Raw genomic sequence first — 25,652 nt, 5'->3', positions numbered from 1 at the left:
TGGGCCGGTTTTTTTGCGCTCGATCAACCCGACCTCTTTAAAATCCACTCTAATTATGGTAGATATGATGTATTAAACATCAATTATACGGCTTTTCCGATGATCACCTCGGCCCAGATGCGAGCCGCCCGGGCTTTGCTTGGCATCGATCAGCGCCAGCTCGCCGAAATGTCCGGCGTGTCGCTGCCGACAATCCAGCGCATGGAGGCGAGCGACGGCACCGTCCGCGGGGTTATCGACACCCTGACCAAGGTGGTCGAGGCGCTCGACCGGGCCGGCATCACGTTGATCGGCGACAATGCCGAGAGCCTTGCCGGCGGACGCGGCGTCCGCCTCAAGCAGCCCAAGCCGGCGCAGCCATTTAAGCCGCCGGCGCAGCCACCCAAGCCGGCGCAGCCAGCCAGGCCGGCGCAGCCAGCCAAACCCCCACCGGAGCCACGCTGATCGCATCCGGCGGTCGTCCACCGCCGGTGTGTTCGATTGCCAGTGGAAAGAACGATCATGGCCGCCACCGTCCTGCCTCCCTCCTTCACCGCGCTGTTCACGCCCAAGCTCGTGACCGTGCTGCGCGAGCACTACGGGCTGGCGGACTTCCGCGCCGATCTCGTGTCGGGGCTGACGGTCGCGATCGTCGCGCTGCCGCTGTCGATGGCGATCGCGATCGCCTCCGGCGTCAGCCCGGACCGCGGCCTCACCACTGCCATTGTCGGCGGCTTCGTGGTGTCGCTGCTTGGCGGCAGCCGCTTCCAGATCGGCGGGCCTGCCGGCGCCTTCATCGTGCTGGTCGCATCGACCGTGCAGGTCCACGGCCTCGATGGCCTGATCCTCGCCACCCTGATCGCCGGCCTCGTGCTGATGGTCGCGGGCCTGCTGCAGCTCGGCACTTTCATCAAGTACATTCCCTATCCGGTGACGGTCGGCTTCACCGCCGGCATTGCCGTCATCATTCTCGCCAGCCAGCTCAAGGACCTGTTCGGCCTGACGCTGGCGGGCGCCGAGCCGGGCCCCCTGGGGCCGAAGCTGCAGGCGCTCGCGGCCGCATGGCCGACGGTCAGTCCCTCCGCGCTGGGGCTGTCGGTTCTCGCCATCGCCATCATCGCCGCCGTGCGGGCGTTGAGGCCGCACTGGCCGGGGTTGCTGATCGCGGTCGCCGCCGCCACGGTGGTCGCCGCCGTCCTGCAGTTGCCGGTCGACACCATCGGCTCGCGGTTCGGCGGTATTCCCCGCGGGCTGCCGGCGCCGCACCTGCCGGCGCTCGACATTGCGAAGGTCATCGCGGTGCTGCCGGCGGCGCTGTCGTTCGCGCTGCTCGGCAGCATCGAGAGTCTGCTGTCGGCGGTGGTCGCGGACAGCATGACCGGCCGGCGCCATCGCTCCAACTGCGAACTGGTGGCGCAGGGTGTCGCCAACATCGCCTCGGCCCTGTTCGGCGGCATCTGCGTCACCGGCACCATCGCGCGCACCGCCACCAATGTGCGCTCCGGGGCGCGCGGGCCGGTGTCGGGCATGCTGCATTCGCTGTTCCTGCTGGCGTTCATGCTGCTGGCCGCGCCGCTGGCGAGTTACATCCCGCTCGCCGCGCTGGCCGGGGTGCTGGCGACGGTGGCCTGGAACATGGCGGAGCGGCATGCCTTCGCCACGCTGCTGCGGGCGTCGCGCGCCGACGCGCTGGTGCTGCTGGTGACTTTTCTGCTGACCGTGTTCCGCGATCTCACCGAGGGTATTCTCGCGGGCTTCGGTCTCAGCCTGCTGCTGTTCCTGCACCGCATGGCGCAGACGGTCGACGTCGAGCAGATGCCGTCGCTGCGCGAGGAGGATCGCGCCGATACGGCGAATGGCGGCCGCGTGCCCTACGACGCCGCGCTCGCCACGGATCGCGATGTCGTGGTGGTGCGGATCTCCGGCGCGTTCTTCTTCGGTGCCACCGCGAGCGTCGCCGCCGCGCTCGACCAGATCGCCGAGCACCCGAAGGCCTATGTCATCGACCTCTCCGCCGTGCCGCTGCTCGATTCCAGCGCGGCCGCCACGCTGAACGGTTTTGTGCGCAAGGCGGCGCGCTGGCGGGCGCGGGTCTATGTCGCAGGCGCGCGTCCGGCGGTGCGCCGCGTGCTGCTGCGCCATGGCGTGCGCCAGCCGGAGGTGCGTTTCATCGCCGAGATGGCCGCCGCCGTCGCGCAGGCCCGTGCGGTGGCGCGGTCCACGGCGGCCGGCGAAGCCGAGGCGCCGCCCGCCGCGGTTGATTGACACCCTGAGGCCTGCCGTGGTTTGACCGGCCCCACGGCGGGTGCAGTCGCGCCTGGCCACTCAGACCCTACCGAGGAACCGCTCTATCATGTCGCTGACGCTCGCCCAGGCTTCCAAGATCATCGAAGGCGCTCTCACCAAGGCGCGCGAGCTCAAGCTGAAGCCCGTCGGCATCGCGGTGCTCGACGCCCGCGGCGTGCTGGTGGCCTTCTCCGGCGAGGATGGCGGCGGCCTGTTCCGTCCCGACATCGCCCGCGCCAAGGCCTATGGCTGCCTCGGCTTCAATTCCGGCGGCAGGCCGCTCGCAGCGCGCGCCGCCAAGCAGCCGGAATTCGCAGCGGCCATGGCCGAGATCAGCGGCGGTCGATTTGCGCCGATGGCGGGCGGCGCGCTGGTGCGCGACGCCGGTGGCGCCATTGTCGGCGCGGTCGGCATTTCGGGCGATACCTCCGACAACGACGAGGTCTGCACCATTGCCGCGATCGAGTTCGCCGGCTTCAAGGCCGACGCCGGCGTGTGATCCACGCCGATGAGGGGACCGCTTCGATGACCGACGTGCGCGCGGCTTGTCTGATCGGATGGCCGGTAGGGCATTCGCGCTCGCCGCTCATCCACAAGCACTGGCTGACGACGCTCGGCATTGCCGGCGACTACCGCATCGAGGCGGTGCAGCCGGATGCGGTCGCCGACTTCGTGTCCCGTCTCGCCGCGCATGGCTATGTCGGCGCCAACGTCACCATCCCGCACAAGGAGCGGGTGCTGGCGCTGACCGTCCCCGACGACCGCGCCCGCGCCGTCGGCGCCGCCAACACGCTATGGCTCGATGGCGGGGTGCTGCGTGCGACCAACACGGATGTCGAAGGCTTTATCGGCAATCTCGATGCCTGCGCGCCGGGCTGGGACACCGCGTCGGAGGCGCTGGTGCTCGGCGCCGGCGGCTCGTCGCGGGCGGTCGTGTTCGGCCTCATCGAGCGCGGCATCGCCCGCATCCATGTCGCCAACCGCACGCCGGCACGGGCGCAGGAACTCGCCGGCCGCTTCGACGGGCGTGTCAATGCCGTCGACTGGTTCGCCGTGCCGGACCTGATCGGCCGCGTCGGGCTGCTCGCCAACACCACTTCGCTCGGCATGACCGGCCAGCCACCGCTGGCGATCGATATCACGCCGCTGCCGCAGGACGCAGTGGTCGCCGATCTCGTCTATGCGCCGCTGGTGACGCCGCTGCTTGCCGCGGCCGCGGCGCGCGGGCTGCGGACCGCAGACGGGCTCGGCATGCTGCTGCACCAGGCTGTGCGCGGCTTTTCGCTGTGGTTCGGGCAGCGGCCCGAGGTGACCGCGGACCTCCGCGGCCTGATCGAGGCCGATCTCGCGAAGGTGTGAGGCGGTTCCGCCGTGCGCTCACGTGCACTCACGCCTGCGTGACAGGACGGCGGCGCGGGAATAGGGCATGAGCGATGGGGTTGAGGGGAGGTTGGTCTCCCTGATGGATGGTCGCCCATGCTCTCATCTCGTTTCGTCATCGTTTCCGCCCTGCTCATGCTGACCGTGCCGCCGGCCGCTCAGGCCCAGCAACAGCCCCAGCAACAGTCCCAGGCCTCGCGCATTCGCGGCACCATCGACAGCGTCGACGGCACGACGCTCGCGGTGACCTCGCGCGACGGCTCCCATGTCACGCTGCGGACGCCGGACAACCTGCAGGTCAGCGGTATCGTCAAGATCGCGCTCGCCGACATCAAGCCCGGCGCCTATATCGGCGTCGCGGCGATGCCGCAGGCCGATGGCAGCCAGAAGGCGCTGTCGGTGCACCTGTTTCCCGATGCGATGCGCGGCACCGGCGAGGGCTTTCGTCCCTGGGACCTGCGACCCAACAGCACCATGACCAACGCCACGGTGGATCAGACGGTGGAGAGCAATGATGGCCACCAGCTGACGCTGAAATACAAGGGCGGCGAGAAGACCATCATCGTCACGCCGGAAACGCCGATCGTCACCTACGTGCCGGACGATCGCTCGGACCTCAAGGCCGGCGCCAAGATCATCGCCTTCGTCACCCGCAACGAGGACGGCAGCTTCACCGCCGCCCGCATCAGCGTCGGTAAGGACGGCCTGACACCGCCGATGTAGGGGCTTGATCGTCAATCCCGCTGCAAGCAGGCAAGCACGAACTCACGGGGCGAAGACGAAACGATTGTTCTCGTAATCGATCGTCTTGCCCCTGAAGTGCAGGGATTGTGCACGGCTGACGGCAAAGTACAGATCGACGCCGTCGACGTGCTGGATGACGGTGTCGGGCACGTCCTGCCGGTCGTACCAGCCGACGACCGGCGCCTGGTTGATCAGTGGCTTCCTGATCTCGTCGTAGGCTTCGTTCCAGAGCAGGCACGGAAAGGCCGGCTGTGTGGCAGACGAAAACTGTGTCGTCAGCCGATTGATGGCATCGGACGCTCGCTGCGTCAGGCGGAAGTTGATGGGAATGAGTTCGTGGTTCGCATGCTTGTTCACGATCAATTCCCCCGACCGCGTGCTGTGTCCAGCCGGACCGCTGCTTTGCCAAGCGAATGGTGGTAAGGGCAGGAAGAAGACGCGATTGTTGTCGCAGTCGATCGTCCTGCCTCTGAAATGTTCAGACTGCGCACGGTTGACAGCGAAGTACAGATCCACGCCATCGAGATGCTGGATGGCGGCATCTGCCACCTCGTCGCGGTACATCCCCGCGAGGGCGATGCCCTGGTCGACCATGCACTTCTTGATCTCGTCGTAAGCTTCGTTCCACAGCACGGTCAGGACCATGGGTCGTTCGTTCGGCGAGAGTCCGGCGCTTAACGCGATGAAATGCCAGGACGCCTGCGGCGTCAGGCGGAAGTTGATCGGGATGACTTCGTCGTCCGCATGCTTGCCCATGACCTGCTTCCCGAACGGGGCCGGCGCCGGCGTTGCACCGACGCCGCCTGTGCACCGCGATGTCAGCCCTCGGCGATCACCTGCGGCCCGATCTCGCTGATGCGGTTGACGCCGCACAGGCCCATGGTGACGCTGAGCTCCTTGCCGATGATCTCCAGCGCCTTGGTGACACCGGCTTCGCCGCCGGCGCCGAGGCCGTAGATGTAGGAGCGGCCGATCATGCAGGACTTGGCGCCGCGGGCGATGGCGCGCATCACGTCCTGGCCGGAGCGGATGCCGCTATCGAACAGCACCTCGGTGCGCGAGCCGACCGCGTCGACCACCTTCGGCAGCACCGACACCGACGACGGTGCGCCGTCGAGCTGGCGGCCACCATGGTTCGACACCACCAGCGCCTCGGCGCCGGTGCGCACCGCCTCGCGCGCGTCCTCGACGTCATGGATGCCCTTGAGGATCAGCTTGCCCGGCCAGACGCTGCGGATCCACTCGACATCCTTCCAGTTCAGCGACAGGTCGAACTGCGAATTGACCCAGGCAGACACCGAGGCGAGGTCGTCGGCGCCCGGCAGATGGCCGGCGATGTTGCCGAAGTTGCGGCTCTTGCCGCGCAGGATGCCGGACAGCCAGGCCGGCTTGCTCATGAAGTCGACGATGTTCTTGAACTTCATCAGCTGCGGCGGCACCGACAGGCCGTTCTTGATGTCGGCATGGCGCTGGCCCAGCAGCTGCAGGTCGACGGTCAGCACCAGCGCGCTGCACTTGGCGGCGATGGCGCGCTCGATCAGCGCCTTGCAGAAGCCGCGGTCGCGCATGACGTAGAGCTGGAACCAGAACGGCTTGTCGACATTGGCGGCGACGTCCTCGATCGAGCAGATCGACATGGTCGACAGCGTGTACGGGATGCCGGCGGCCTGGGCGGCGCGGCAGGCATGGATCTCGCCATCGCCGTGCTGCATGCCGGTCGAGCCGACCGGCGCGAGGATCAGCGGCAGGCTGGCCTTTTCGCCGAGGATGGTGGTGGAGAGATCGCGCTGCGAGATGTCGACAAGGATGCGCTGGCGAAACTTGATCTTCTGCAGATCCTCCCGGTTGGCGCGCAGCGTTTCCTCGGCATAGGATCCGCCGTCGACATAATCGAAGAAGGCCTTCGGCACGCGACGCTTGTGGATCAGGCGCAGGTCTTCGATGCAGGTGATGTCTTTCATGGGAGTTTCCGGAGCCCTCTTCGTCGTTCGATCCGCCGTGCGTGGGAACAGCTGAGCTCCCTCGGACGTTGTCCAACTCATTGTTTGCGGAGCGCATCATGGCCGATACGGCATCGGACGAAAAGCACAATGGAACCTCCAAGACAACCGCCGGCGCCGCTGCCGGGCAGGCGGCGCGGGAAAGAGCCGCACGGGAGCAGGAGCTCGACGAGGGGCTGCGGGGGACGTTTCCCGGCTCCGATCCGGTGAGCGTGGTGCAGCCGGCGCCCTCGCGGGAGGACGCCGACGATTGAGCGGACGGGAACGCGCAGCGCTGCGGAACGTTGGCCGGGCGACACGCAAGGAGCTGATCATGACGACCGCCCGGCATACCCGTTCGCACGACGACAAAATCCGTCCTGTCCACGGCAAGGACCATCCCCGGCACAGGCGCGCCGAGGAAAAATCCCTGGACGAAGGTCTTGAGGACTCTTTTCCTGGATCAGACCCGGTCAGCGTTACCCAGCCAGCGCCGTCGAAGCACGACGACGACGTGAAACGGAAAGTGTAACGGGTGGGCAGCCGCCGGGGCTGGCACGGTCCCGGCGCTGCTTTTCAGATATTTATCTATTTTACAATGACTTGAGGCGGTTCCTTGCGCCCGGTGAAGTAATGATTCATCATATTTTTTGAAGTGGCGACCGTCTCAAAAGCTTTATAAGCGGCCCCGACGTATTATTTGGGCTCGCCGGTTCTGGGGAAGGACCGCAGAGCGGGGGAATCATGGCTCGCAAATATTTTGGAACCGACGGGATTCGGGGTCGCGCCAACGGTGTCATCACGCCGGAGCTCGCCCTGAAGGTCGGGCAGGCCGCAGGCCTCGTGTTTCAGCGCGGCGATCATCGCCATCGTGTCGTCATCGGCAAGGACACCCGTCTGTCCGGCTACATGATCGAATACGCCATGGTCGCCGGCTTTACCTCCGTCGGCATGGACGTGCTGCTGGTCGGCCCGATGCCGACGCCGGCGGTGGCGATGCTGACACGCTCGATGCGCGCCGATCTCGGCGTGATGATCTCCGCGTCGCACAACCTGTTCGACGACAACGGCATCAAGCTGTTCGGCCCGGACGGCTACAAGCTGTCGGACGATGTCGAGCTGCAGATCGAGCAGTTGCTGGACGAGAGCATCACCAAGAAGCTCGCCGCCAGCGCCAGCCTCGGCCGCGCCCGCCGTATCGACGGCGTTCATGATCGTTACATCGAATTCGCAAAGCGCACCCTGCCGCGCTCGCTCAGCCTCGATGGCGTGCGCGTGGTGGTCGATTGCGCCCATGGCGCCGCCTACAAGGTGGTGCCGGAGGCGCTGTGGGAGCTTGGCGCCGATGTCATCGCCATGGGCGTCGAGCCCGATGGTTTCAACATCAACAAGGATTGCGGCTCCACGTCGCCGGATGCGCTGCGCAACAAGGTGCGCGAGATGCGCGCCGATATCGGCATCGCGCTCGACGGCGACGCCGATCGCCTGATCGTGGTCGACGAGCGCGGCCATGTCGTCGACGGCGACCAGCTGCTCGCCGTGGTGGCGCAGAGCTGGAAGGACGACGGCCGGCTGTCCAAGCCGGGCATCGTCGCCACCGTGATGTCCAACCTCGGCCTCGAGCGTTATCTGGAGGGCGAGGGGCTGTCGCTGGTGCGTACGCCGGTCGGCGATCGCTATGTGCTCGAGCAGATGCTGGCCCAGGGCTACAACGTCGGTGGCGAGCAGTCTGGCCACATCGTGCTGTCGGATTTCAACACCACCGGCGACGGCTTCGTGTCGGCGCTGCAGGTGATGGCGGTGATCCAGAAGCTGGGCCGTCCGGTGTCGGAGGTCTGCCATCGCTTCGACCCGCTGCCGCAGATCCTCAAGAATGTCCGCTATCGCGCCGGCAAGCCGCTCGACAACCCCGACGTCAAGTCGGCGATCTCCAGCGCCGAGAAGCGCCTCAACGGCCATGGCCGCCTGCTGGTCCGCTCCTCGGGCACCGAGCCGGTGATTCGGGTGATGGGCGAGGGCGACGATCGCGACGTGGTCGAGGAGGTCGTCGACAGCGTGGTCTCGGCGCTCAGCCAGGCCGCCGCGGCCTGAGCCCGACAATCCGCACATTGTCGCAGCAGGGTCCCTCTGCTGCATCGCAGCTATCGTCAAATGGCGCTGGTTCCGCGCTGTTCGGCGTCCTAAAAGGCGAGCGGGCCTCCGATCGCCCGTTCTCGCATTCGACGAACGACCTCTGCGCCTGACGATCCCCGCTGCGGCTCGGCCGTGCGCGGCGAGCAGGCGCTTTCCAGCCTGCGGATCGCACTCGTGAACAAGCCTGTCGTCATCACCCAAGATGCGGTCGCCGTACCGACCGTGACTGCCGCCCCTCCGGTCGCCAGCGGCGCGGGGCCGGCCTATGTCGTGCTCGGCAGCATCAGCTTTTCGCACTTCCTCAACGACACCATGCAGTCGCTGATCCCGTCGGTGTATCCGATCCTGAAGGAGAACTACGCGCTCGACTTCGCCCAGATCGGGCTGATCACGCTGGTCTTCCAGGTCACCGCGTCGCTGCTTCAACCGATCGTCGGCATCGTCACCGACAAGAAGGCGATGCCGTTCTCGCTTGCGATCGGCATGGGGTTCACCTTCATCGGCCTGCTGCTGATCAGCGTGGCGCACCAGTATCCCGTCATCCTGATCGCCGCAGCGCTGATCGGTCTGGGATCGGCGGTGTTCCATCCGGAATCCGCGCGCATCGCGCGCCTCGCCTCCGGCGGACGTTACGGCTTCGCGCAGTCGGTCTTCCAGGTTGGCGGCAATTTCGGCTCGGCGATGGGGCCGGTGCTGGCGGCGCTGATCGTGGTGCCGTTCGGCCAGCCCTCGCTGGCCTGGTTCTCGTCGATCGCGTTCCTGGCCATCGTGATTCTCTGGCAGATCGGTCGCTGGTACAAGCCGCGCATCGTGCCGCGCAAGGCGGTGTCGCGCGAGCGCGATCCGCACGCGCCGTCGCCGGCGCGCACCGCGAGCGCGATCGGCATCCTGATCGTGCTGGTGTTCTCCAAGTATTTCTACATGGCGAGCATCGGCAGCTATTACACCTTCTACCTCATTCACAAGTTCGGGGTGTCGACGCAGAGCGCGCAGCTCTACCTGTTCCTGTTCCTCGGCGCAGTCGCCGCCGGCACCTTCTTCGGCGGGCCGATCGGTGATCGCATCGGGCGTCGTTATGTGATCTGGGTGTCGATCCTCGGCGCGCTGCCGTTCACGCTGCTGCTGCCGCATGCCGGCCTCACCGGCAGCGCCGTGCTCAGCGTCCTCATCGGCTTCATCATGGCGTCGGCCATGCCGGCGATCATCGTCTATGCGCAGGAGCTGATGCCGCATCGTTTCGGCATGATCTCGGGCCTGTTCTTCGGCTTCGCGTTCGGTGCCGGTGGCATTGGCGCCGCTGTGTTCGGCGAGGTCGCCGATCGCATGGGCATCGATTTCGTCTACCAGATTTGTGCCTATCTGCCCGCGCTCGGTCTGCTCGCGGTGTTCCTGCCCAACATCCGGCGCGTCTCGCGCGCCTGAAGCGTCCAACTCGACGTCAAAGTCGACGTCGATGTCCGCGGACGAGAGATCGGCCTGTCGCATCCCATGCTCGTGACAGGCTGCCGCTGGAGTCTCTGATTCGGTGTCGCGTCCGGATCAGAGACTCTCGCTCCCTTGATCCTGCCGACATCCGCCGGTTTTCCGGTGACCTTGCTGCTCCAGGAGGGGCGGCATCGCTCTGTCGGCGCCACAGTCGTCAACACATCGTTAAGACATCGGCGCGGGAACCGCGGTTCCTGCGCCAGCATGGTACCGCGAGACCCATCCATCACTGAAAATCAACCTTAATTATTAGGGTTAAGTGGCGCTTAAACATTTGGTGCGATCGTCCCGTTGTGAGTTTTTTGTGAGGCCTTTTGCGTCGTCTGCCTCACCGGACGAAAGGGACCGATCCAATGCGTCATCTGAAGCATCTGCTGGCCGCGACCGCGGCTTCGTTACTGTCGACCGCGGCGCTGGCTGCCGATCTTCCGATCGCGCCGCCGCCGGCCTACGCCCCGCCGCCGCCCGCCGACTTCGGCGGCTGGTATCTGCGCGGCGACATCGGTTTCAGCAACCAGAACGTCAAGAACGTGCGCAGCACGAACGATGCGTCCTACGCGTCGGTCTCCTCGCTGAACCAGACCTCGAACTTCGACAGCGCCGGCATCTACGGCGTCGGCGTCGGCTACCAGTTCAACAACTGGTTCCGCATGGACGTCACCGGTCAGTATCGTGGCAGCGCCAACTTCAAGGGCACCGACACCTTCCGCTATGCCGCGTACGGTCTGAGCCTGCCGGGCAGCGACGCCTACAGCGCCAGCAAGTCCGAGCTGCTGTTCCTCGCCAATGCCTATGTCGATCTCGGCACGTGGTGGTGCATCACGCCGTTCATCGGCGCGGGCGTCGGCACCGCGCGGGTGTCGGTTTCGAACTTCAGCGACACCGGGGACTTCTTCGCCTCCAACGGCACGTCCGTCTACCAGTCCCACAGCTACACCACCGCGGCCAACGCCTCGAAGTGGAATTTCGCCTGGGCCGCGCATGCCGGTCTCGCCTACCGCGTCAATCCCAGCCTGACCATCGAACTCGCCTACAGCTATGTCGACATGGGCAAGGGCATGACCGGCCCGACCAACTCGTTCGACCAGTCGTCGGTGGTCAATGGTGCGCCGTTCGTGTTCAAGAACATCACGTCGAACGACGTCAAGCTCGGCGTGCGCTGGTCGCTGTCGCCGACCCCGGTGTATGCGCCGCCGCCGCTCATCACCAAGGGCTGATCGCTCTTTCTCCACCACCTTCAACGGCGCGGACACTCTCCGCGCCGTTTTTCTTTTGCGCACTTCGTCCGTTGTCGACGCCGCGATGGCACCGAATTTCATCGCGCTCGGCGTCCACGCCGCTGCGCAAAGCGCGTTAATGCAACGAATGGTTAAGGTTAACGGGTAATACTTCGGCCATCCTGTCGTGGTTGTTTGGAGTCTCGTCATGCGTCGGTGGATGTTGGCTGCAGTGGTGGCTGGAATGGCGCAGGGCGCCCAGGCCGCCGATCTTCCCGATCTCTCCGATCTGCCGGTGCTGCGCGGCGGCATCACCGACGGGCTGAGCGCGTCGACGGTCAACTGGCAGGGCGCCTATGTCGGCGGTCACATCGGATATTCCAGCGGCACTGATGACTTCAGTTCGGCTACCCAGTCGCTGAGCAACTTCGTTTTTCGTAACACGAACCTGCAGGACGTGAGCTCGAGCGTTGCGCTGCTCGGCAAGGCGCATCCGAACGGAACGAGCTTCGGCGGTTTCGTGGGTTACAACGCGCAGTGGGACGACGCGGTCCTCGGTATTGAAGCGAATTACAGCCGGCTGTCGAGCTTCTCTGCTTCGTCGAGCGCGTCCTACGGTCCGGTCAATACAGGCAAGGCGTGCAGTGCCGCTTCCGCGGTGGATACTTGCACTGAGATCTTGGCGTTGAACGGCAACGCCTCCGCCAATGTCACCGATGTGCTGACGCTGCGCGGACGCGCCGGCTGGTCGATCGGCAATTTCATGCCCTATATGTTCGGTGGCGTTGCGCTCGGCCGGGCCGATATCTATCGCAGCGTGACGCCGACCGTCCAAGGTTTGCACATCGCTTCCGACGGCTCCACGCAGACATATCGAAACACATTGTCGCAATTCCAGCCGACTTATGATGGCGGCAACGGCGTCTTCATGTACGGCTACACCGCAGGCATCGGCCTGGAGACGATGTTGATCGGTGGTCTGTTTGCTCGGGCCGAGTACGAGTACGTCCACTTCACGAAGGTCAAGGATATCGATATCCAGATCAACACCGTCCGCGCCGGCCTCGGCTACAAGTTCTGAGGCGTCGCGCGGCGCGGCGATATGGACGCGGCGTGCGCTGCGATCCGCGTTGACGAACATGCTCCGCTCTGGTTCGCTGGTGTCGTCACGACGGGCGAGCGGGGCGGCTTGCGATGCAGATCTTCGGCGATACCAAGTCGGGCAACTGCCTGAAGGTGAAGTGGCTGTGCGACCACCTCGCGCTGCCCTATGAGTGGATTGCGGTCGACATCATGACCGGCGAAAGCCGGACGCCGCAATTCCTCGCCATGAACGGCGCCGGGCAGGTGCCGGTCATCCGGCTCGACGATGGCCGCGCGCTGGCGCAGTCCAACGCCATCATCCGCTATCTCGGCCGCGACAGCGCGCTGATTCCATCCGATCCGTTCGCGGCGGCGAAGATGGACGAGTGGCTGTTCTGGGAACAGTACAGCCACGAGCCGTATATCGCCGTATGCCGCTTCCACATGGTCTATCTCGGCCGGCCGGCGGAGACCCGCGATCCCGACAAGGTCAAGCGGGGCGATGCGGCGCTGGCGCGGATGGAGGCACAGCTTGCCGGCCATCGCTTCCTGGTCGGTGCGGCGGTCTCGCTCGCCGATCTCGCGCTGCTCGCCTACACCCGCGTCGCGGACGAGGGCGGCTTCGACCTCGCCGCCTATCCAGCCGTCAAGCGCTGGATCCGCGAGGCCGAACAAGTGCTTGGCATCGCCGCCTGAGGCCGGCCCGCGTCGCCGTCATGCCGGGGTTGTGATGGCCTCGCGCTGAAGTTTCTTGACGCAAACACGCATTTTTCCTAAAGCCGCCAGCGGGAAACCTCTCCCCACCGAGAGGCAGCTATCTGGAAGGGTAGATCATGACTGCAGCCAAGCCTGCCACGCGGCCCAACGTTCCGCATTTTTCCTCCGGCCCCTGCGCCAAGCGCCCCGGCTGGACCCCCGAAGCCCTCAAGGATGCAGCGCTCGGCCGCTCGCACCGCGCCAAGATCGGCAAGACCAAGCTCAAGCTTGCGATCGACCTGACCCGCGAAGTGCTGGAAGTGCCGGCCGACTACAAGATCGGCATCGTTCCGGCGTCCGACACCGGCGCCGTCGAGATGGCGCTGTGGTCGCTGCTCGGTGCCCGCCCGGTCACCACCATCGCCTGGGAATCGTTCGGCGACGGCTGGGTCACCGACATCGTCAAGCAGCTCAAGCTCAAGGATGTCACCAAGCTCAGCGCCGGCTACGGCGAGATCCCGGATCTTTCCAAGGTCGATCCGGCGTCCGACGTCGTGTTCACCTGGAACGGCACCACCTCCGGCGTGCGTGTCGCCAATGCCGACTGGATCAAGGCCGACCGTGAAGGCCTGACCATCTGCGACGCCACCTCCGCGGCGTTCGCCCAGCCGCTCGACTGGCCCAAGCTCGACGTCGTCACCTTCTCCTGGCAGAAGGCGCTCGGCGGTGAGGCGGCCCATGGCATGCTGATCCTGTCCCCGCGCGCCGTCGCGCGCCTGGAGAGCTACACCCCGCCGTGGCCGATGCCGAAGATCTTCCGCATGACCAAGGGCGGCAAGCTGATCGACGGCATCTTCGTCGGCGAGACCATCAACACCCCGTCGATGCTGTGCGTCGAGGACTATCTCGACGCGCTGAACTGGTCGAAGTCGGTCGGCGGCCTCAAGGGCCTGATCGGCCGCGCCGACGCCAACACCAGGGTGCTGACCGACTGGGTGGCGAAGACGCCGTGGGTGGATTTCCTCGCGGCCGATCCCGCGATCCGCTCCAACACCTCGGTCTGCCTCAAGGTCGTCGATCCGGCGATCACCGCGCTGCCGGCCGATGCCCAGGCCGCGTTCGCCAAGGCGCTGGTCGGCGCCGTGGAGAAGGAAGGCGCGGGCTATGATCTCGGCCACTATCGCGATGCCCCTCCCGGCCTGCGCATCTGGTGCGGCGCGACCGTCGAGGCGAGCGATGTAGCTGCGCTGACGCACTGGCTCGACTGGGCCTTCGCGGAAGCCAAGGCGGCGCACGTCAAGGCCTGACCTGCTTCAAGCCCTCCCGCGATCCGGGAGGGCTTTCAACTTCTGTTGCAGTTTTTCGTGGTTCACCCGCCGGCGTCGTCGCCGGTTCCTCCCGGCATGGGAGATGAAGGACACATCACATGGCTCCCAAGGTTCTGATTTCCGACGCCCTGTCACCCGCCGCCGTGCAGATCTTCAAGGATCGCGGCATCGAGGTCGATTTCCAGCCGGCCCTTGGCAAGGACAAGGACAAGCTCGCCGAGATCATCGGCAACTATGACGGCCTCGCCATCCGCTCGGCGACCAAGGTCACCGCCAAGATGCTGGAGAAGGCGGCGAACCTGAAGGTGATCGGCCGTGCCGGCATCGGCGTCGACAACGTCGAGATCCCCGCGGCCACCGCCAAGGGCATCATCGTGATGAACACGCCGTTCGGCAATTCGATCACCACCGCCGAGCATGCCATCACGCTGATGCTGTCGCTGGCGCGCGAGATCCCGCAGGCCGACGCCTCGACCCAGGCCGGCAAGTGGGAGAAGAACCGCTTCATGGGCGTCGAGATCACCGGCAAGACGCTTGGCGTCATCGGCGCCGGCAATATCGGCTCGATCGTCTGCGACCGCGCCCAGGGCCTCAAGATGAAGGTCATCGCGTTCGATCCGTTCCTGTCGCCGGAGCGCGCCAGGGACATCGGCGTCGAGAAGGTCGAACTCGACGAGCTGTTCAAGCGCGCCGACTTCATCACGCTGCATACGCCGCTGACCGACAAGACGCGCAACATCATCGACGCCAATGCCATCGCCAGGATGAAGAAGGGCGTGCGCATCATCAACTGCGCGCGCGGCGGCCTCGTCGACGAGCAGGCGCTGGTCGATGCGCTCAATTCCAAGCATGTCGCGGGCGCCGCGTTCGACGTGTTCGTCGAGGAGCCGGCCACCAAGAACGTGCTGTTCGGCCACCCCAACGTCATCTGCACGCCGCATCTGGGCGCCTCTACCTCGGAAGCGCAGGAGAACGTCGCGCTGCAGGTCGCCGAGCAGATGTCGGACTACCTGCTCAACGGCGCCATCTCCAACGCCGTCAACTTCCCGTCGATCACCGCCGAGGAAGCGCCGAAGCTGCGCCCGTTCATCGAGCTCGCCGAGAAGCTGGGTTCGTTCGCCGGCCAGCTCACCGAGACCGGCATCACCAAGGTCCAGATCACCTATGAGGGCCAGGTTGCCGAGATGAAGATCAAGGCGCTGACCTCGGCGGCGCTGTCGGGCCTGCTGCGGCCGATGCTCGGCGACATCAACGTGGTGTCGGCGCCGGTGGTCGCCAAGGAGCGTGGCATGACCGTCGACGAGGTCACCCGCGCCGCCCAGAGCGACTACGAGAGCCTGATCACGGTGACCGTCACCACCGACAAGCAGGAGCGTTCGGTGTCCGGCACCGCCTATCACGACGGCAAGCCGCGCCTCGTCGACATCAAGGGCATCCGCGTCGACGCCGAGTTCGCCAGGTCGATGATCTACGTCACCAACGAGGACAAGCCGGGCTTCATCGGCCAGTTCGCCTCGCTGCTCGGCGATGCCAAGGTCAACATCGCGACCTTCCATCTCGGCCGCAACGCGCCGGGCGGCGACGCCATCGCGCTGGTCGAGATCGATGGCGAGGCGCCGGCCGACGTGCTGGCCAAGACGCTGGCGCTGCCGCACGTCAAGCAGGCGACCGCGCTGCGCTTCTGAGCCCGGGCGCTGACGGACGATTCGAAGAGCCGCCCCGATCCTTCGGGGCGGCTTTTTATTCGGTATGACCTATTCGTCGTGGCCGCTCGCCGCCCGTCGCGGCGATGACGTCGGCGACAGGGCGGCCGACGCCGGCGATGTCGTTGTCGCTGCCGTTACCTCGCCGGCCGCGCATCGCGCAGCAGTGTCGCGGCCAGCAGCACCGGCGCCGCGGTGGTGCCGGCGCGTAGCGCGAGATCGAGGGTGTCCTGCGGGCACACGGACGGCGCAGCCGGGCAGCGTGGACGTTGCGCGGCGATGCAGCGGCCGCGGCGCTGCGATTTTAATTTTTCGCGACGGCGGGCTTGGCGGGGGCGTCTTGCGCCCATTCGGTGACGCAACGTTCGAGGTCGCGGAAATTCTGGTGGATCTCGTCGAGCGAGAACCCCAGCGTGAAGAAATGCTCGATGGTCTCGGCGGACAGGGCCCGTGTCAGGCCTTCGCGGCGCACGCCGGCGACCTCGACGGCATAGAGCTCGAGCGCGAGGCGGACGTCGTCGAGGGGCGGGGGCGTCTCGCGCGCCGTCAGGGCCCGGGCGCAGCCGCGCATGTAGGCGGTGTAGGCCTTGCTGACGCCGGCCAGCGGCGCCGCGAGGCGGCCGGCCAGCGCCGCCGGCAGCGGCAATGCCACGGCGCGCCCCATGATGACGAGATCGTGCCGCAGCCGCAGCAAGGTGCGCAGCAGCGGTCCGGTCTCGGGCTCGGCGGAAGCGAGACGCGCCGAGCGCTCGTGGCCGGCTTCGGCCGCGACGGCATCGAGGCGCACCAGCGCCGTGCCGATGCCGTCCTGGATCTCGTGCAGGGTATCGACATCGCGGCCGTGGCTGATGTCGGAGATGAGCTGGCTGAATGCGCTCGCCATCAGGTTGAGCGTGCGGGCCGCGGCTTCGACGGCCTGGCGATGGGCGCTGGAGGGAAACACGATCAGCGACACGACGAGGCCGGTGAGGGCGCCGAGCGCGACCTCGAGCACGCGGTTGATCGCGGATTCGAGCGGGCTGTGATGGGTGATGGCCGGCAGCAGCAGCACGATCACCGCGGTGATCGGCGCGACGTTCATGCGCGGATTGACCGCGGCCAGCAATGCCAGCGGAGCCACGGCCAGCGCCAGCACCGCAAGCAGGGCGATCTCGCTGTCATGGGGGATCAGCACGGCGATGGCGCCGCCATAGATCGCACCGCCGAGCGTGCCGATCATGTAGTCGATGGCGGCGCGCAGCGAGCGGCCGACGCTCGCCTGGGTCAGGATCAGCGCGGTCATTACCACCCACAGAGGCAGCGGCATGTTGAGGGCGAGCGCCAGCGCCAGCGCCAGCAGCGCCGAGATGGTGATGCGCAGCGACAGCACGAGCTGGGCCCGCCGCCGGTTCAGGCGGGTGCGGAGCCAGGCGGCGAGAAGCGTGGGACGGGGAAGAAGCGGCAAGATCCTGGTTCCGATGTGATGCGGCCAAATGCTGGCACAGAGATGCCGCCGGGACCAGATGCTTCGCACCGCCGTCCTCAAGGGCTGCCGCAAAGAGGACGAATGAACTGGTGCTTGTTGTTAAACCCGTCATGGCCGGGATTGTCCCGTGGCTGTCTGCCATATGGGACACCATGCGGCCCTCCCTTTTCAGCGTCGTCACCGGGCTGACGCGGAGCGTCGAGACCCGGTGATCCAGCTTGAGACCTTTCCGTTGCGTCGTGAGTCAGCTGGATTGCTGGATCAAGTCCGGCAATAACGCAGTGGGTGTGGCGCACGCCGCAACCAGATGGACAAGCCTGCTACTTGCGCGAGGCCATGAAGATGCCGCCGAGCACCAGGGCGTAGCCGAGGATGTGGAACAGCTCCAGCCGCTCGCCGAGGAAGGCGATCGCCATCACCGAGCCGAACACCGGGATCAGGTGCACGAACGGCGCGGCGCGGTTGGGGCCGATCAGCGCGATGCCGCGGTTGAGGCAGAGATAGCCGAGGATCGAGGGAAACACGACGGCATAGCCGAGCGACAGCGCGGTGGTGAGGTCGAACACCGGCAGTTCGCCGCGCATCAGTTCGGTCATCATCGGCGGCACCAGCAGCAGCGCGCCTCCGGTCACTGTGCAGGCGAACAGCGACAGCGGGTGCATCGGCGGCCGCTTGGGCATCACTGCCGCGTAGATGCCGAACACCACCAGGGCGAGCGTCAGCATCAGGTCGCCCTTGTTGAGATGGATGCTGGCGATGGCGGCGAGGTCGCCGTGCAGCAGAATGGTGAACACGCCGGTCAGCGAGATGGCGATGCCGAGCGCCTGCGCCAGCGTCAACCGCACGCCGAACAGCACCATCGACCACAGCGCCACGAACAGCGGGCCGGACGACTGGATCAGGAGGCCATTGAGCGCCTGGGTGTACTGCAGGCCGTAATACGCCAGCACGTTGTTGCCGGCATAGCCGGTCGCCGACAGCAGCAGCAGGATCGGCAGCGAGCGGCGGATGATCGGCCAGTCCTGGCGCAGATGGGGCCAGGCCATCAGCAGCACGACCGGAACCGCGCCGCCCCAGCGCAGGCACGCCAGGGTGAACGGCGGAATGTGGCCGACCACGAAGCGGCCGAGCACGAGATTGCCGGCCCAGAACAGCGAGGTCAGGCTCAGCAGGAGATACGGCTGATTGGCGAGCCGCGCGAGAAGAGACGGTGACGGCTGCGGACGAACGACGATGGTCATCGAACAGGTATTTTGGGGGAAAGGTGCGAGCGGACCCCACGCGGGGCGGCCACTCATGGGGCACGCTCCTTGTGTCGCGCAGCTGGCGCGTGATCACAACAGCCAATGCCGGGACCGTCCCATGCCGATTTGCCTGCCGCGCATGGGCTTGTGACGGCGCGATGTGATGCGGCCGAGCGGTGCATGCGCACCGCATGCGTCAGGTGGTGCGTGCGCGTCTGCGGCGGCGGACCCACAATGTGATGCCGATCAGCACGACGAGCAGAGCGACGACGCCGGCGGCGCCGGCGCGGAAGCGGCCGCCGGGCCGATCGATGGCGCGCGACCACAGCGACGGCGCTTCGCCGGCGCGTGGCAGGCGGAACGCGACGAGACTGTCGCCGATGCTGGCGCCGGCTTCCGAGTGGCCGCCGGCGGCGATCACCACATACTGCTCGTTGTTCCAGCGATAGGTCATGGGATTGGCGATGCCGGGAACCGGCAGGCGGCCCTGCCACAGCTCGGCGCCGGTGGTCGCGTCGAAGGCGCGCAGATACGCGTCGAGCGCACCGGTGAACACGAGGCCACCCTGCGTCACCAGCACGCCGTTGACCAGCGGTCCGCCAAAATGGAAGGCGATGCCGAGCGGCGCGCGATCCTCGGTGGTGCCGACGGTCGAAGACCAGAGAATCCGGCCGGCCTTGAGATCGACCGCGACCAGTTCGCCCCATGGCGGCGTGTTGCAGGGCATGCCGAGCGGCGACATCACCACCGCGCGGGTCATCGCGAATGGCGCACCGCTCTGGGGCCCGAAGTCGTGGCCGGGAGGCGCCTTGAAGCCGGTGGCGTCGGCGCGCGGGATCAGCGTGACGCGATGCACCGCGCGGCTGGTGTTGGCGTAGAGGATCTGATGCACTGGGTCGAACGCGACGCCGCCCCAGTTGATGCCGCCGCCGGTCATTGGAAAGATCAGCGTGCCCTGGGTCGATGGCGGCGTATAGAGGCCCTCGTTGCGCGCGCTCGCGAGCTGTGCGCGGCATGATGCCTTGTCCCAGAACGGCAGCAGGCCGAAGGCGTCGTCGGGCGAGACGGCCTGCGGCGTCAGCGCCGGGACGTGAGTTGGAAACGGCTGCGTCGGCGACAGCACTTCGCCGGCGGCGCCGCTCTGCGGCACCTTGCGCTCCTCCACCGGCCACACCGGCGCGCCGGTGAGACGGTCGAGCACGAACACGAAGCCCTGCTTGGTGCCCTGGATGACGACGTCGCGCGGGCCGTTGCCGGTGTCGATGCGCGCCAGCGTCGGCTGCGCCGGCAGGTCGTAGTCCCAGACGTCGTGATGCACGGTCTGGAACGACCAGACCCGCTCGCCGGTCGCGAGCCGCAGCGCCACCACCGAGTTGGCGTGGGCATTGTCGCCGGGGCGCGCGCCGCCCCAGAAATCCGGGCTCGGCGACGATGTCGGCAGGAAGACGAGGCCGTTCGCGGTGTCCACCGACATCGGCGCCCAGACATTGGCGGTGCCGGCGCTGATGCCGTCGTGCACCAGCGGATCCCATTGCCAGCGCAGGCGGCCGCTGCGCGCGTCGAACGCGTGCACCGTGCCGCGCGGGCCGTCGACGCGGCGGTTGTCGGAAATCGACGAGCCGACCACGACGATGCCATCGCCCACCACGGGCGGCGAGGTGATCTGGAATTCGCCGGGCCATTCCAGCGTGGTGCCGGGATCGAGCTTCGCCTCGCCGTTGTCGCCGAAATCGCTGCAGCGCTTGCCGGTGCGAGCGTCGAGCGCGACGACGCGCGCGTCGTTGGTGCCCATGAACAGGCGGCTGGCACAGGCGGCGTCATGCGGCCTGGTGTCGTCGCGCCAGGCGGCGAGGCCGCGGCAAGTCCAGCGGTTGGCGGGGCGCAGGTCGGTCGGAATGTTGAGATCGAAGCGCCACTTCTGCGCGCCGGTGCCGGGATCGAGCGCGATGACGTCGTTGAACGCGGTGCAGAAGACGAGGCTGTCCTCGACCAGCAGCGGCGTGACCTCGAGCTTGGTGCGGGCCATCAGCGCGGCGGGACGCCGTGCGACATCGCCGCTGCTGAACGTCCACGCCCGCACGAGATCGTCGACGTTGGCCGGCGTGATCTGGGCCAGCGGCGAGAAGCGCGTGCCGCCGCTGTCGCCGCCCCAGGCTTCCCACGCTTGGGCCGCCTCGCGCGGCAGCACGAGGGCGAGGACGAGAGCGAGAAGGGCCATCGGGCCGCGGAGCCGCATCATCAAGGTTGCCATCCAGGGTCGCGGCGTGATGCCGCCGCTGCAGGGCAGAATCGATAGCACGGAAGTTTTGCGCCAGACCTGCATTCCGCCGCGCCCGGCGGTGCGCCGCGCGGCCAACCCGGTCGCCTTCGCCTTGCGATCGCGCTTTCGCTTCGCCCCTTCGGCCGAAATCCCGCCATGACGCTGAAATCCTGAACGGCAGCCCCGGCGGGAACAAAGGATTTTCGGGGGATATCAATGGTTTGGCAGATCGGCGGCGGAGCGGAAAACGCCCATTTGGCTTGCGTCGGGGGCCTGCTTCCGTTATCCGGTTGATTTGTCTCACATGCGCGCGGCCCCGGCCGCAAGGCGAGGCGTTCACCCTCTCTCAGATCACGGATTTTCAGGGGATCCACGCGAAATGGCCAATGTTGTCGTCGTCGGCGCTCAGTGGGGCGACGAGGGAAAAGGCAAGATCGTCGACTGGCTGTCGGAACAGGCCGACATCGTCGTCCGTTTCCAGGGCGGCCATAACGCCGGTCACACGCTTGTCATCGACGGCAAGACCTACAAGCTCGCGCTGCTGCCGTCCGGTGTGCTGCGTTCCTCCAAGCTGTCGGTGATCGGCAACGGCGTGGTGTTCGACATCCAGGCCTTCCTCGACGAGGTCGAGCGGCTGCGCGGCCAGGGCGTTGCGGTGTCGCCGGAGAACCTGCGCGTCGCCGAGAACGTCACGTTGATCCTGCCGCTGCACCGCGAGCTCGACGCGCTGCGCGAATCCTCCAACGCCGGCACCGCCATCGGCACCACGCGCCGCGGCATCGGCCCGGCCTATGAGGACAAGGCCGGCCGCCGCGCCATTCGCCTGATGGACCTCGCCGACCTGCCGGCGCTGCCGCACAAGATCGATCGCCTGCTGGCGCACCACAACGCGCTGCGCCGCGGCCTCAACCTCGCCGAGGTCGATGGCGGTGCGCTGCTCAAGGAGCTCACCGAACTGGCGCCGAAGGTGCTGCCCTACGCCGAGACGGTGTGGAACCTGCTCGACCACAAGCGCCGCGAAGGCAAGCGCATCCTGTTCGAAGGCGCGCAGGGCGCGCTGCTCGATGTCGATCACGGCACCTACCCCTACGTCACCTCGTCGAACACCGTCGCGGCACAGGCCGCCACCGGCACGGGCCTGGGCCCGGGCGCGGTCGGCTATGTCCTCGGCATCTGCAAGGCCTACACCACGCGTGTCGGCCTCGGCCCGTTCCCGACCGAGCTCACCGACGAGATCGGCGAGGAGATCGGCCGTCGCGGCAAGGAGTTCGGCGTCAACACTGGACGCAAGCGCCGTTGCGGCTGGTTCGATGCGGTGCTGGTGCGCCAGACCGCGCGCACCTGCGGCATCAACGGCCTCGCGCTGACCAAGCTCGACATCCTCGACGGCTTCGACGAGATCAAGGTCTGCATCGGCTACGAGCTCGACGGCAAGGTGATCGATCACCTGCCGGCCGGCGAGGGCGCGCAGGCGCGCGTCAAGCCGGTCTACGAGACCATCGAGGGCTGGAAGGAGCCGACCGCCAACGCACGTTCGTGGGCGGAGCTGCCGGCGCAGGCCATCAAGTATGTCCGGCGCGTCGAGGAACTGGTCGGTTGCCCGATCGCCTTGCTTTCGACAAGCCCGGAACGCGAAGATACAATTCTCGTGCAGAATCCCTTCGAGGCCTAATCGGGTTCGGCTCGGACCGCAGGCGGGACGTTCATGGCAGATTACTATCCGCTTATCGCGCGCGCGATCGCCGGGCTCGATCCCGGCGCTCCGGGCGAAGCGCGCCGCGCGCTGTATGAGCGGGCCCGCGCCGCGCTGATTTCCCAGCTGCGCAGCGTCGAGCCGCCGCTGACCGAGAGCGAGATCACCCGCGAGCGCCTCGCGCTGGAAGAAGCGGTGCGTAAGGTCGAGGCCGAGGCGGCCCAGCGCGCCCGCATCGAGGTGCCCAAGCCTGATACGCTGAGCCGCACCCGTCCGGGCGATGCGCTGCGCAGCAGCGTGCGCTCGCGCGCCACGCCGACCGATGCCGGCAGCGCCGCGCCCGGGCGCGATCGGCCCGCGCCGCGCAGCGAGCGTTCGCCGCTCGGCCAGGACGAGCCGCGCCCACCGCGCAATCTGCGGGTCGACGTGCCGCCGATTCCGCCCTTGTCGCCGCCACCCGAGCCGCCCGCCAGCGAGCCGCCGCAGGCCGAGGCGCCGCGTCCGCAGGCGCCGCCTCCCGCTCCGCCGCCGCCATCTCGTGAAACGCCACGCGGCACGCCGTCCGGCGGCGTGCGCGGCTTCCGTGATGTCATCGCCGATGCCGACGATCTCGGCGCCGCCGCAGCGCAGGCCAACCGCGCCGCGCGCCGCACCTACGCCAACGTGCCGTCGCCCTCGCCGGAGTTCGATCGCATCGAACCCAACATGGACCATCGCGTCGATCCGATGGCGGAAGCGTCGTACGACGCGCTGCCCGGCGACGCCGCCTACGTGCCGGACCGGCCGCCGGCCGCGCGCGGCAAGGCCGTCAAGCCGGCGAAGCCGCCGAAGCCGGCCCGGCCGCCGCGGCAGCCGAGCCGTTTTCCGCTGGCCTTCGCCATTGTCCTCGGTGTCGTGCTGATGCTCGCCGGCGTCGGCTTCCTGGTCGGCCCGAAGATGTGGACCACGGTCAAGGGCCTGATGAAATCGCAGCCGGTGGCGGAGGCGCCGAAGACGCCGGCGTCCGACAGCGGCGTGCGGCCGAAGATCGCCGACCGCGTCGGCCAGCCTGGCTCGCAGATCGCGCCGGTGGCCCAGAAGGTCGTGCTGTACGACGAGGATCCGTCGGACCCGCAGGGCAAGCGCTATGAAGGCACCGTGGTGTGGCGCACCGAGCAGGTCGGCGGCAACAATGGCCAGCCGCAGGATCTCGCCATTCGCGCCGATATCGACGTGCCCGAGCGCAGGCTGAAGATGACGCTGACGGTCCGCCGCAACATGGATACGTCGCTGCCGGCCAGCCACACGGTCGAATTGACGTTCCAGCTGCCGCCGGACTTCGCCGGTGGCGGGGTTGCCAACGTGCCCGGCATCCTGATGAAGTCCAACGAGCAGACCAAGGGCCTGCCGCTGGCCGGCCTTGCGGTCAAGGTCACCGACAACTTCTTCCTGGTCGGCCTCTCCAGCATCGATGCCGACAAGTCGCGCAACCTGCAGCTGCTCAAGGAGCGCTCCTGGTTCGACGTGCCGCTGGTGTATGCCAATCAGCGCCGCGCCATTCTCGCGGTCGAGAAGGGCGCGCCGGGCGAGCGCGCGTTCAACGAAGCGTTCATGGCGTGGGGCCAGTAAGCCCGCGCCGCTGATCCGACCGGCCCGGCGACGGGCCGCCATGGCGCCGCGGTGCGCGCGGCGCGGATGTGACACTGGGGTAGGGGTGAACGGATGCGGATTACGCTGGTCGGCTCCCGCCATTTCGGCGTGACCGTGTTCGAGATGCTGCGGCAGCATGGTGTCGGCGTCGCCCGCGTCGTGGTCCATGACGGCGATGACCGCCTCGCGGCGACCGCGGCCGCCGCCGGCGTCGAGGTGGTGGTGCAGGCCGATCCCAAGCTGGTCGGACCCGCCGAGATCGCACCGGACACCGACATCATCGTCACCGCCCACAGCCACGCCCGCGTCAGCCGCGAGGCGCTGGCCGCAAGCCGGCTCGGCGGCATCGGCTATCATCCCTCGCTGCTGCCGCGCCATCGCGGCATCGCCGCGGTCGAATGGACCGTCAAGGAAGGCGATCCGATCGCCGGCGGCACGATCTATCATCTCGCCGATCGCATGGATGCCGGCGCCATCGTGGTGCAGGACTGGTGCTTCGTGAAGAAGGGCGAGACCGCGCGCGAACTGTGGGAGCGCGCGCTGGCGCCGCTCGGCCTCAAGCTGCTGGCGCAGGCGATCGATCACGCCAAGGCCTTCGGCACGCTGCCGGCAAAGCCCCAGGACGAAGCGTTCGCGACCAAGGCGCCGGCGCTGCCGCGCTGACGCGCGCTCCGGTCCCGGGTATCGCTGCGCGCATCCGGGTGACGGGCTCGCGACGCATGAAGGGCGTCCTCGACGCTACTCCGTTATCCTGAGGTGCGGGCAAAGCGAGCCTCGAAGGATGAACGGCCCCGGGCTGTCGTCCGTCGAGCGCCATGCTGCGCACCACAAGTCGGCCTTGCCGACTTGTGGTTTTCAAAGAACGCCGGCTGAAGCCCGGGCTGTGCATCTCAGTGTGATGGATGACAAGCCGACGTGTTGCGTTCAACGCGGAACCCGGACGAGTGCAGGACATCCGGGATGCGCGTCATTGCGCTGTGGTGTCGGGGCGGCGGGCGAAGCCTCGGATCGGCTGCGCCATCCAGCGCATCAGCCGCGTCCACAGCGTGTCGTACGACCGCCGGCATGGTGTCGTCGCCAGCGGCGAGGCAGTGGCGATAGAAGCTGTCGAGAAAGGCGAGATCGTTCGGCTTGGTCTCGGTGAAGTGGTCGTCGCCGACAAACACGGTGTAGTCCCACAGGCGCGAGCCGAACGGTGGTGCATTGGTGCACAGCGAGCGGTCCTTGGCGATGACGATGTCGTCGGGATCGAGGCCGCGGGCGATCATCGCACTCTCGACTATCGGTAATTGCCGCGGGAAGCCACGGTCGAATGCGCCGACGGTGCTCTGCAGGGTGATCGGCATCG

At 67.2% G+C, this 25,652-nt stretch carries 22 protein-coding genes and 1 pseudogene; 17 read left to right on the top strand and 6 right to left on the bottom strand.

Annotated features, from left to right (window positions below):
- Window positions 1–99 precede the first annotated feature (99 nt).
- From JQ639_RS15610 to JQ639_RS15590, 5 genes and pseudogenes are all read left to right on the top strand, one after another.
- A pseudogene (locus JQ639_RS15610) lies at window positions 100–351 on the top strand (helix-turn-helix domain-containing protein); the annotation flags it as partial.
- Between the two features lie 150 nt (window positions 352–501).
- On the top strand, window positions 502–2,244 hold the full coding sequence (locus JQ639_RS15605; protein ID WP_211966851.1) for a SulP family inorganic anion transporter: 1,743 nt from the start codon (window positions 502–504) through the stop codon (window positions 2,242–2,244).
- Window positions 2,245–2,329: 85 nt separating this feature from the next.
- Complete coding sequence (locus JQ639_RS15600) at window positions 2,330–2,764, top strand: GlcG/HbpS family heme-binding protein (RefSeq protein ID WP_211967238.1); 435 nt, start codon at window positions 2,330–2,332, stop codon at window positions 2,762–2,764.
- Window positions 2,765–2,790: 26 nt separating this feature from the next.
- Complete coding sequence (locus JQ639_RS15595; RefSeq protein ID WP_211966852.1) at window positions 2,791–3,624, top strand: shikimate dehydrogenase; 834 nt, start codon at window positions 2,791–2,793, stop codon at window positions 3,622–3,624.
- Between the two features lie 117 nt (window positions 3,625–3,741).
- The gene (locus JQ639_RS15590; RefSeq protein WP_249123181.1) at window positions 3,742–4,368 is read left to right on the top strand and encodes a DUF5666 domain-containing protein; all 627 of its coding nucleotides are present in this window, start codon (window positions 3,742–3,744) and stop codon (window positions 4,366–4,368) included.
- Window positions 4,369–4,410: 42 nt separating this feature from the next.
- On the opposite strand, the gene JQ639_RS15585 is transcribed toward JQ639_RS15590, so the two are convergent.
- Together JQ639_RS15585 and JQ639_RS15580 are read right to left on the bottom strand one after the other, a co-directional pair.
- Window positions 4,411–5,145 carry a hypothetical protein gene (locus JQ639_RS15585; RefSeq protein ID WP_211966853.1) on the bottom strand — a complete coding sequence of 245 codons (735 nt, stop codon included), beginning with the start codon at window positions 5,143–5,145 and terminating at the stop codon, window positions 4,411–4,413.
- Window positions 5,146–5,207: 62 nt separating this feature from the next.
- Complete coding sequence (locus JQ639_RS15580; protein WP_211966854.1) at window positions 5,208–6,350, bottom strand: alpha-hydroxy acid oxidase; 1,143 nt, start codon at window positions 6,348–6,350, stop codon at window positions 5,208–5,210.
- Window positions 6,351–6,448: 98 nt separating this feature from the next.
- Between JQ639_RS15580 and JQ639_RS15575 the strand changes: the two genes are divergently transcribed.
- The 9 genes from JQ639_RS15575 to serA all read left to right on the top strand — a co-directional run bounded on the left by JQ639_RS15575 (window position 6,449) and on the right by serA (window position 15,995).
- Window positions 6,449–6,643: a hypothetical protein gene (locus JQ639_RS15575; RefSeq protein WP_211966855.1), complete on the top strand. Its 195-nt coding sequence runs from the start codon at window positions 6,449–6,451 to the stop codon at window positions 6,641–6,643.
- 59 nt (window positions 6,644–6,702) lie between these two features.
- Window positions 6,703–6,900 (top strand): hypothetical protein, encoded by a 198-nt coding sequence (locus JQ639_RS15570; protein WP_211967273.1) that lies wholly within the window; start codon window positions 6,703–6,705, stop codon window positions 6,898–6,900.
- 212 nt (window positions 6,901–7,112) lie between these two features.
- Window positions 7,113–8,459: a phosphoglucosamine mutase gene (gene glmM / locus JQ639_RS15565; protein ID WP_211966856.1), complete on the top strand. Its 1,347-nt coding sequence runs from the start codon at window positions 7,113–7,115 to the stop codon at window positions 8,457–8,459.
- A gap of 216 nt (window positions 8,460–8,675) precedes the next feature.
- Window positions 8,676–9,923: an MFS transporter gene (locus tag JQ639_RS15560; RefSeq protein WP_211966857.1), complete on the top strand. Its 1,248-nt coding sequence runs from the start codon at window positions 8,676–8,678 to the stop codon at window positions 9,921–9,923.
- Between the two features lie 416 nt (window positions 9,924–10,339).
- Window positions 10,340–11,203 (top strand): outer membrane protein, encoded by an 864-nt coding sequence (locus JQ639_RS15555; protein WP_211966858.1) that lies wholly within the window; start codon window positions 10,340–10,342, stop codon window positions 11,201–11,203.
- A 244-nt stretch (window positions 11,204–11,447) separates the two neighbouring features.
- Entirely contained in the window at window positions 11,448–12,284 is an 837-nt protein-coding gene (locus JQ639_RS15550; protein ID WP_249123182.1) for an outer membrane protein, read from the top strand.
- A gap of 113 nt (window positions 12,285–12,397) precedes the next feature.
- A complete protein-coding gene (locus JQ639_RS15545) occupies window positions 12,398–12,982 on the top strand; it encodes a glutathione S-transferase family protein (RefSeq protein ID WP_211966860.1) in 585 nt (194 codons plus the stop codon).
- 137 nt (window positions 12,983–13,119) lie between these two features.
- Window positions 13,120–14,289 carry a phosphoserine transaminase gene (locus JQ639_RS15540; protein WP_211966861.1) on the top strand — a complete coding sequence of 390 codons (1,170 nt, stop codon included), beginning with the start codon at window positions 13,120–13,122 and terminating at the stop codon, window positions 14,287–14,289.
- 119 nt (window positions 14,290–14,408) lie between these two features.
- Window positions 14,409–15,995, top strand: coding sequence for a phosphoglycerate dehydrogenase (gene serA / locus JQ639_RS15535; protein WP_211966862.1), 1,587 nt, complete (start codon window positions 14,409–14,411; stop codon window positions 15,993–15,995).
- Between the two features lie 322 nt (window positions 15,996–16,317).
- Here the strand turns inward: serA and JQ639_RS15530 are convergent, their stop codons facing one another.
- The 3 genes from JQ639_RS15530 to JQ639_RS15520 all read right to left on the bottom strand — a co-directional run bounded on the left by JQ639_RS15530 (window position 16,318) and on the right by JQ639_RS15520 (window position 20,961).
- Window positions 16,318–17,457, bottom strand: coding sequence for an FUSC family protein (locus JQ639_RS15530; protein ID WP_211966863.1), 1,140 nt, complete (start codon window positions 17,455–17,457; stop codon window positions 16,318–16,320).
- A gap of 341 nt (window positions 17,458–17,798) precedes the next feature.
- Entirely contained in the window at window positions 17,799–18,719 is a 921-nt protein-coding gene (locus JQ639_RS15525) for a DMT family transporter (protein WP_211966864.1), read from the bottom strand.
- A 199-nt stretch (window positions 18,720–18,918) separates the two neighbouring features.
- Window positions 18,919–20,961 (bottom strand): pyrroloquinoline quinone-dependent dehydrogenase, encoded by a 2,043-nt coding sequence (locus JQ639_RS15520; RefSeq protein ID WP_371745099.1) that lies wholly within the window; start codon window positions 20,959–20,961, stop codon window positions 18,919–18,921.
- Window positions 20,962–21,361: 400 nt separating this feature from the next.
- Between JQ639_RS15520 and JQ639_RS15515 the strand changes: the two genes are divergently transcribed.
- The 3 genes from JQ639_RS15515 (at window position 21,362) to JQ639_RS15505 (ending at window position 24,967) form a co-directional block, all read left to right on the top strand.
- Complete coding sequence (locus JQ639_RS15515; protein ID WP_211966865.1) at window positions 21,362–22,654, top strand: adenylosuccinate synthase; 1,293 nt, start codon at window positions 21,362–21,364, stop codon at window positions 22,652–22,654.
- A 33-nt stretch (window positions 22,655–22,687) separates the two neighbouring features.
- A complete protein-coding gene (locus JQ639_RS15510) occupies window positions 22,688–24,283 on the top strand; it encodes a hypothetical protein (RefSeq protein WP_211966866.1) in 1,596 nt (531 codons plus the stop codon).
- 93 nt (window positions 24,284–24,376) lie between these two features.
- Complete coding sequence (locus tag JQ639_RS15505; RefSeq protein ID WP_211966867.1) at window positions 24,377–24,967, top strand: formyltransferase family protein; 591 nt, start codon at window positions 24,377–24,379, stop codon at window positions 24,965–24,967.
- Window positions 24,968–25,194: 227 nt separating this feature from the next.
- Here the strand turns inward: JQ639_RS15505 and JQ639_RS15500 are convergent, their stop codons facing one another.
- Complete coding sequence (locus JQ639_RS15500; protein WP_211966868.1) at window positions 25,195–25,650, bottom strand: hypothetical protein; 456 nt, start codon at window positions 25,648–25,650, stop codon at window positions 25,195–25,197.
- Window positions 25,651–25,652 lie beyond the last annotated feature (2 nt).

The sequence above is a fragment of the Bradyrhizobium sp. U87765 SZCCT0048 genome (assembly GCF_018131225.1).
GTDB lineage: Bacteria > Pseudomonadota > Alphaproteobacteria > Rhizobiales > Xanthobacteraceae > Bradyrhizobium_A.
Note: the sequence above shows the minus strand (reverse complement) of the source record. Positions and strands in the feature narration are given on the sequence as shown.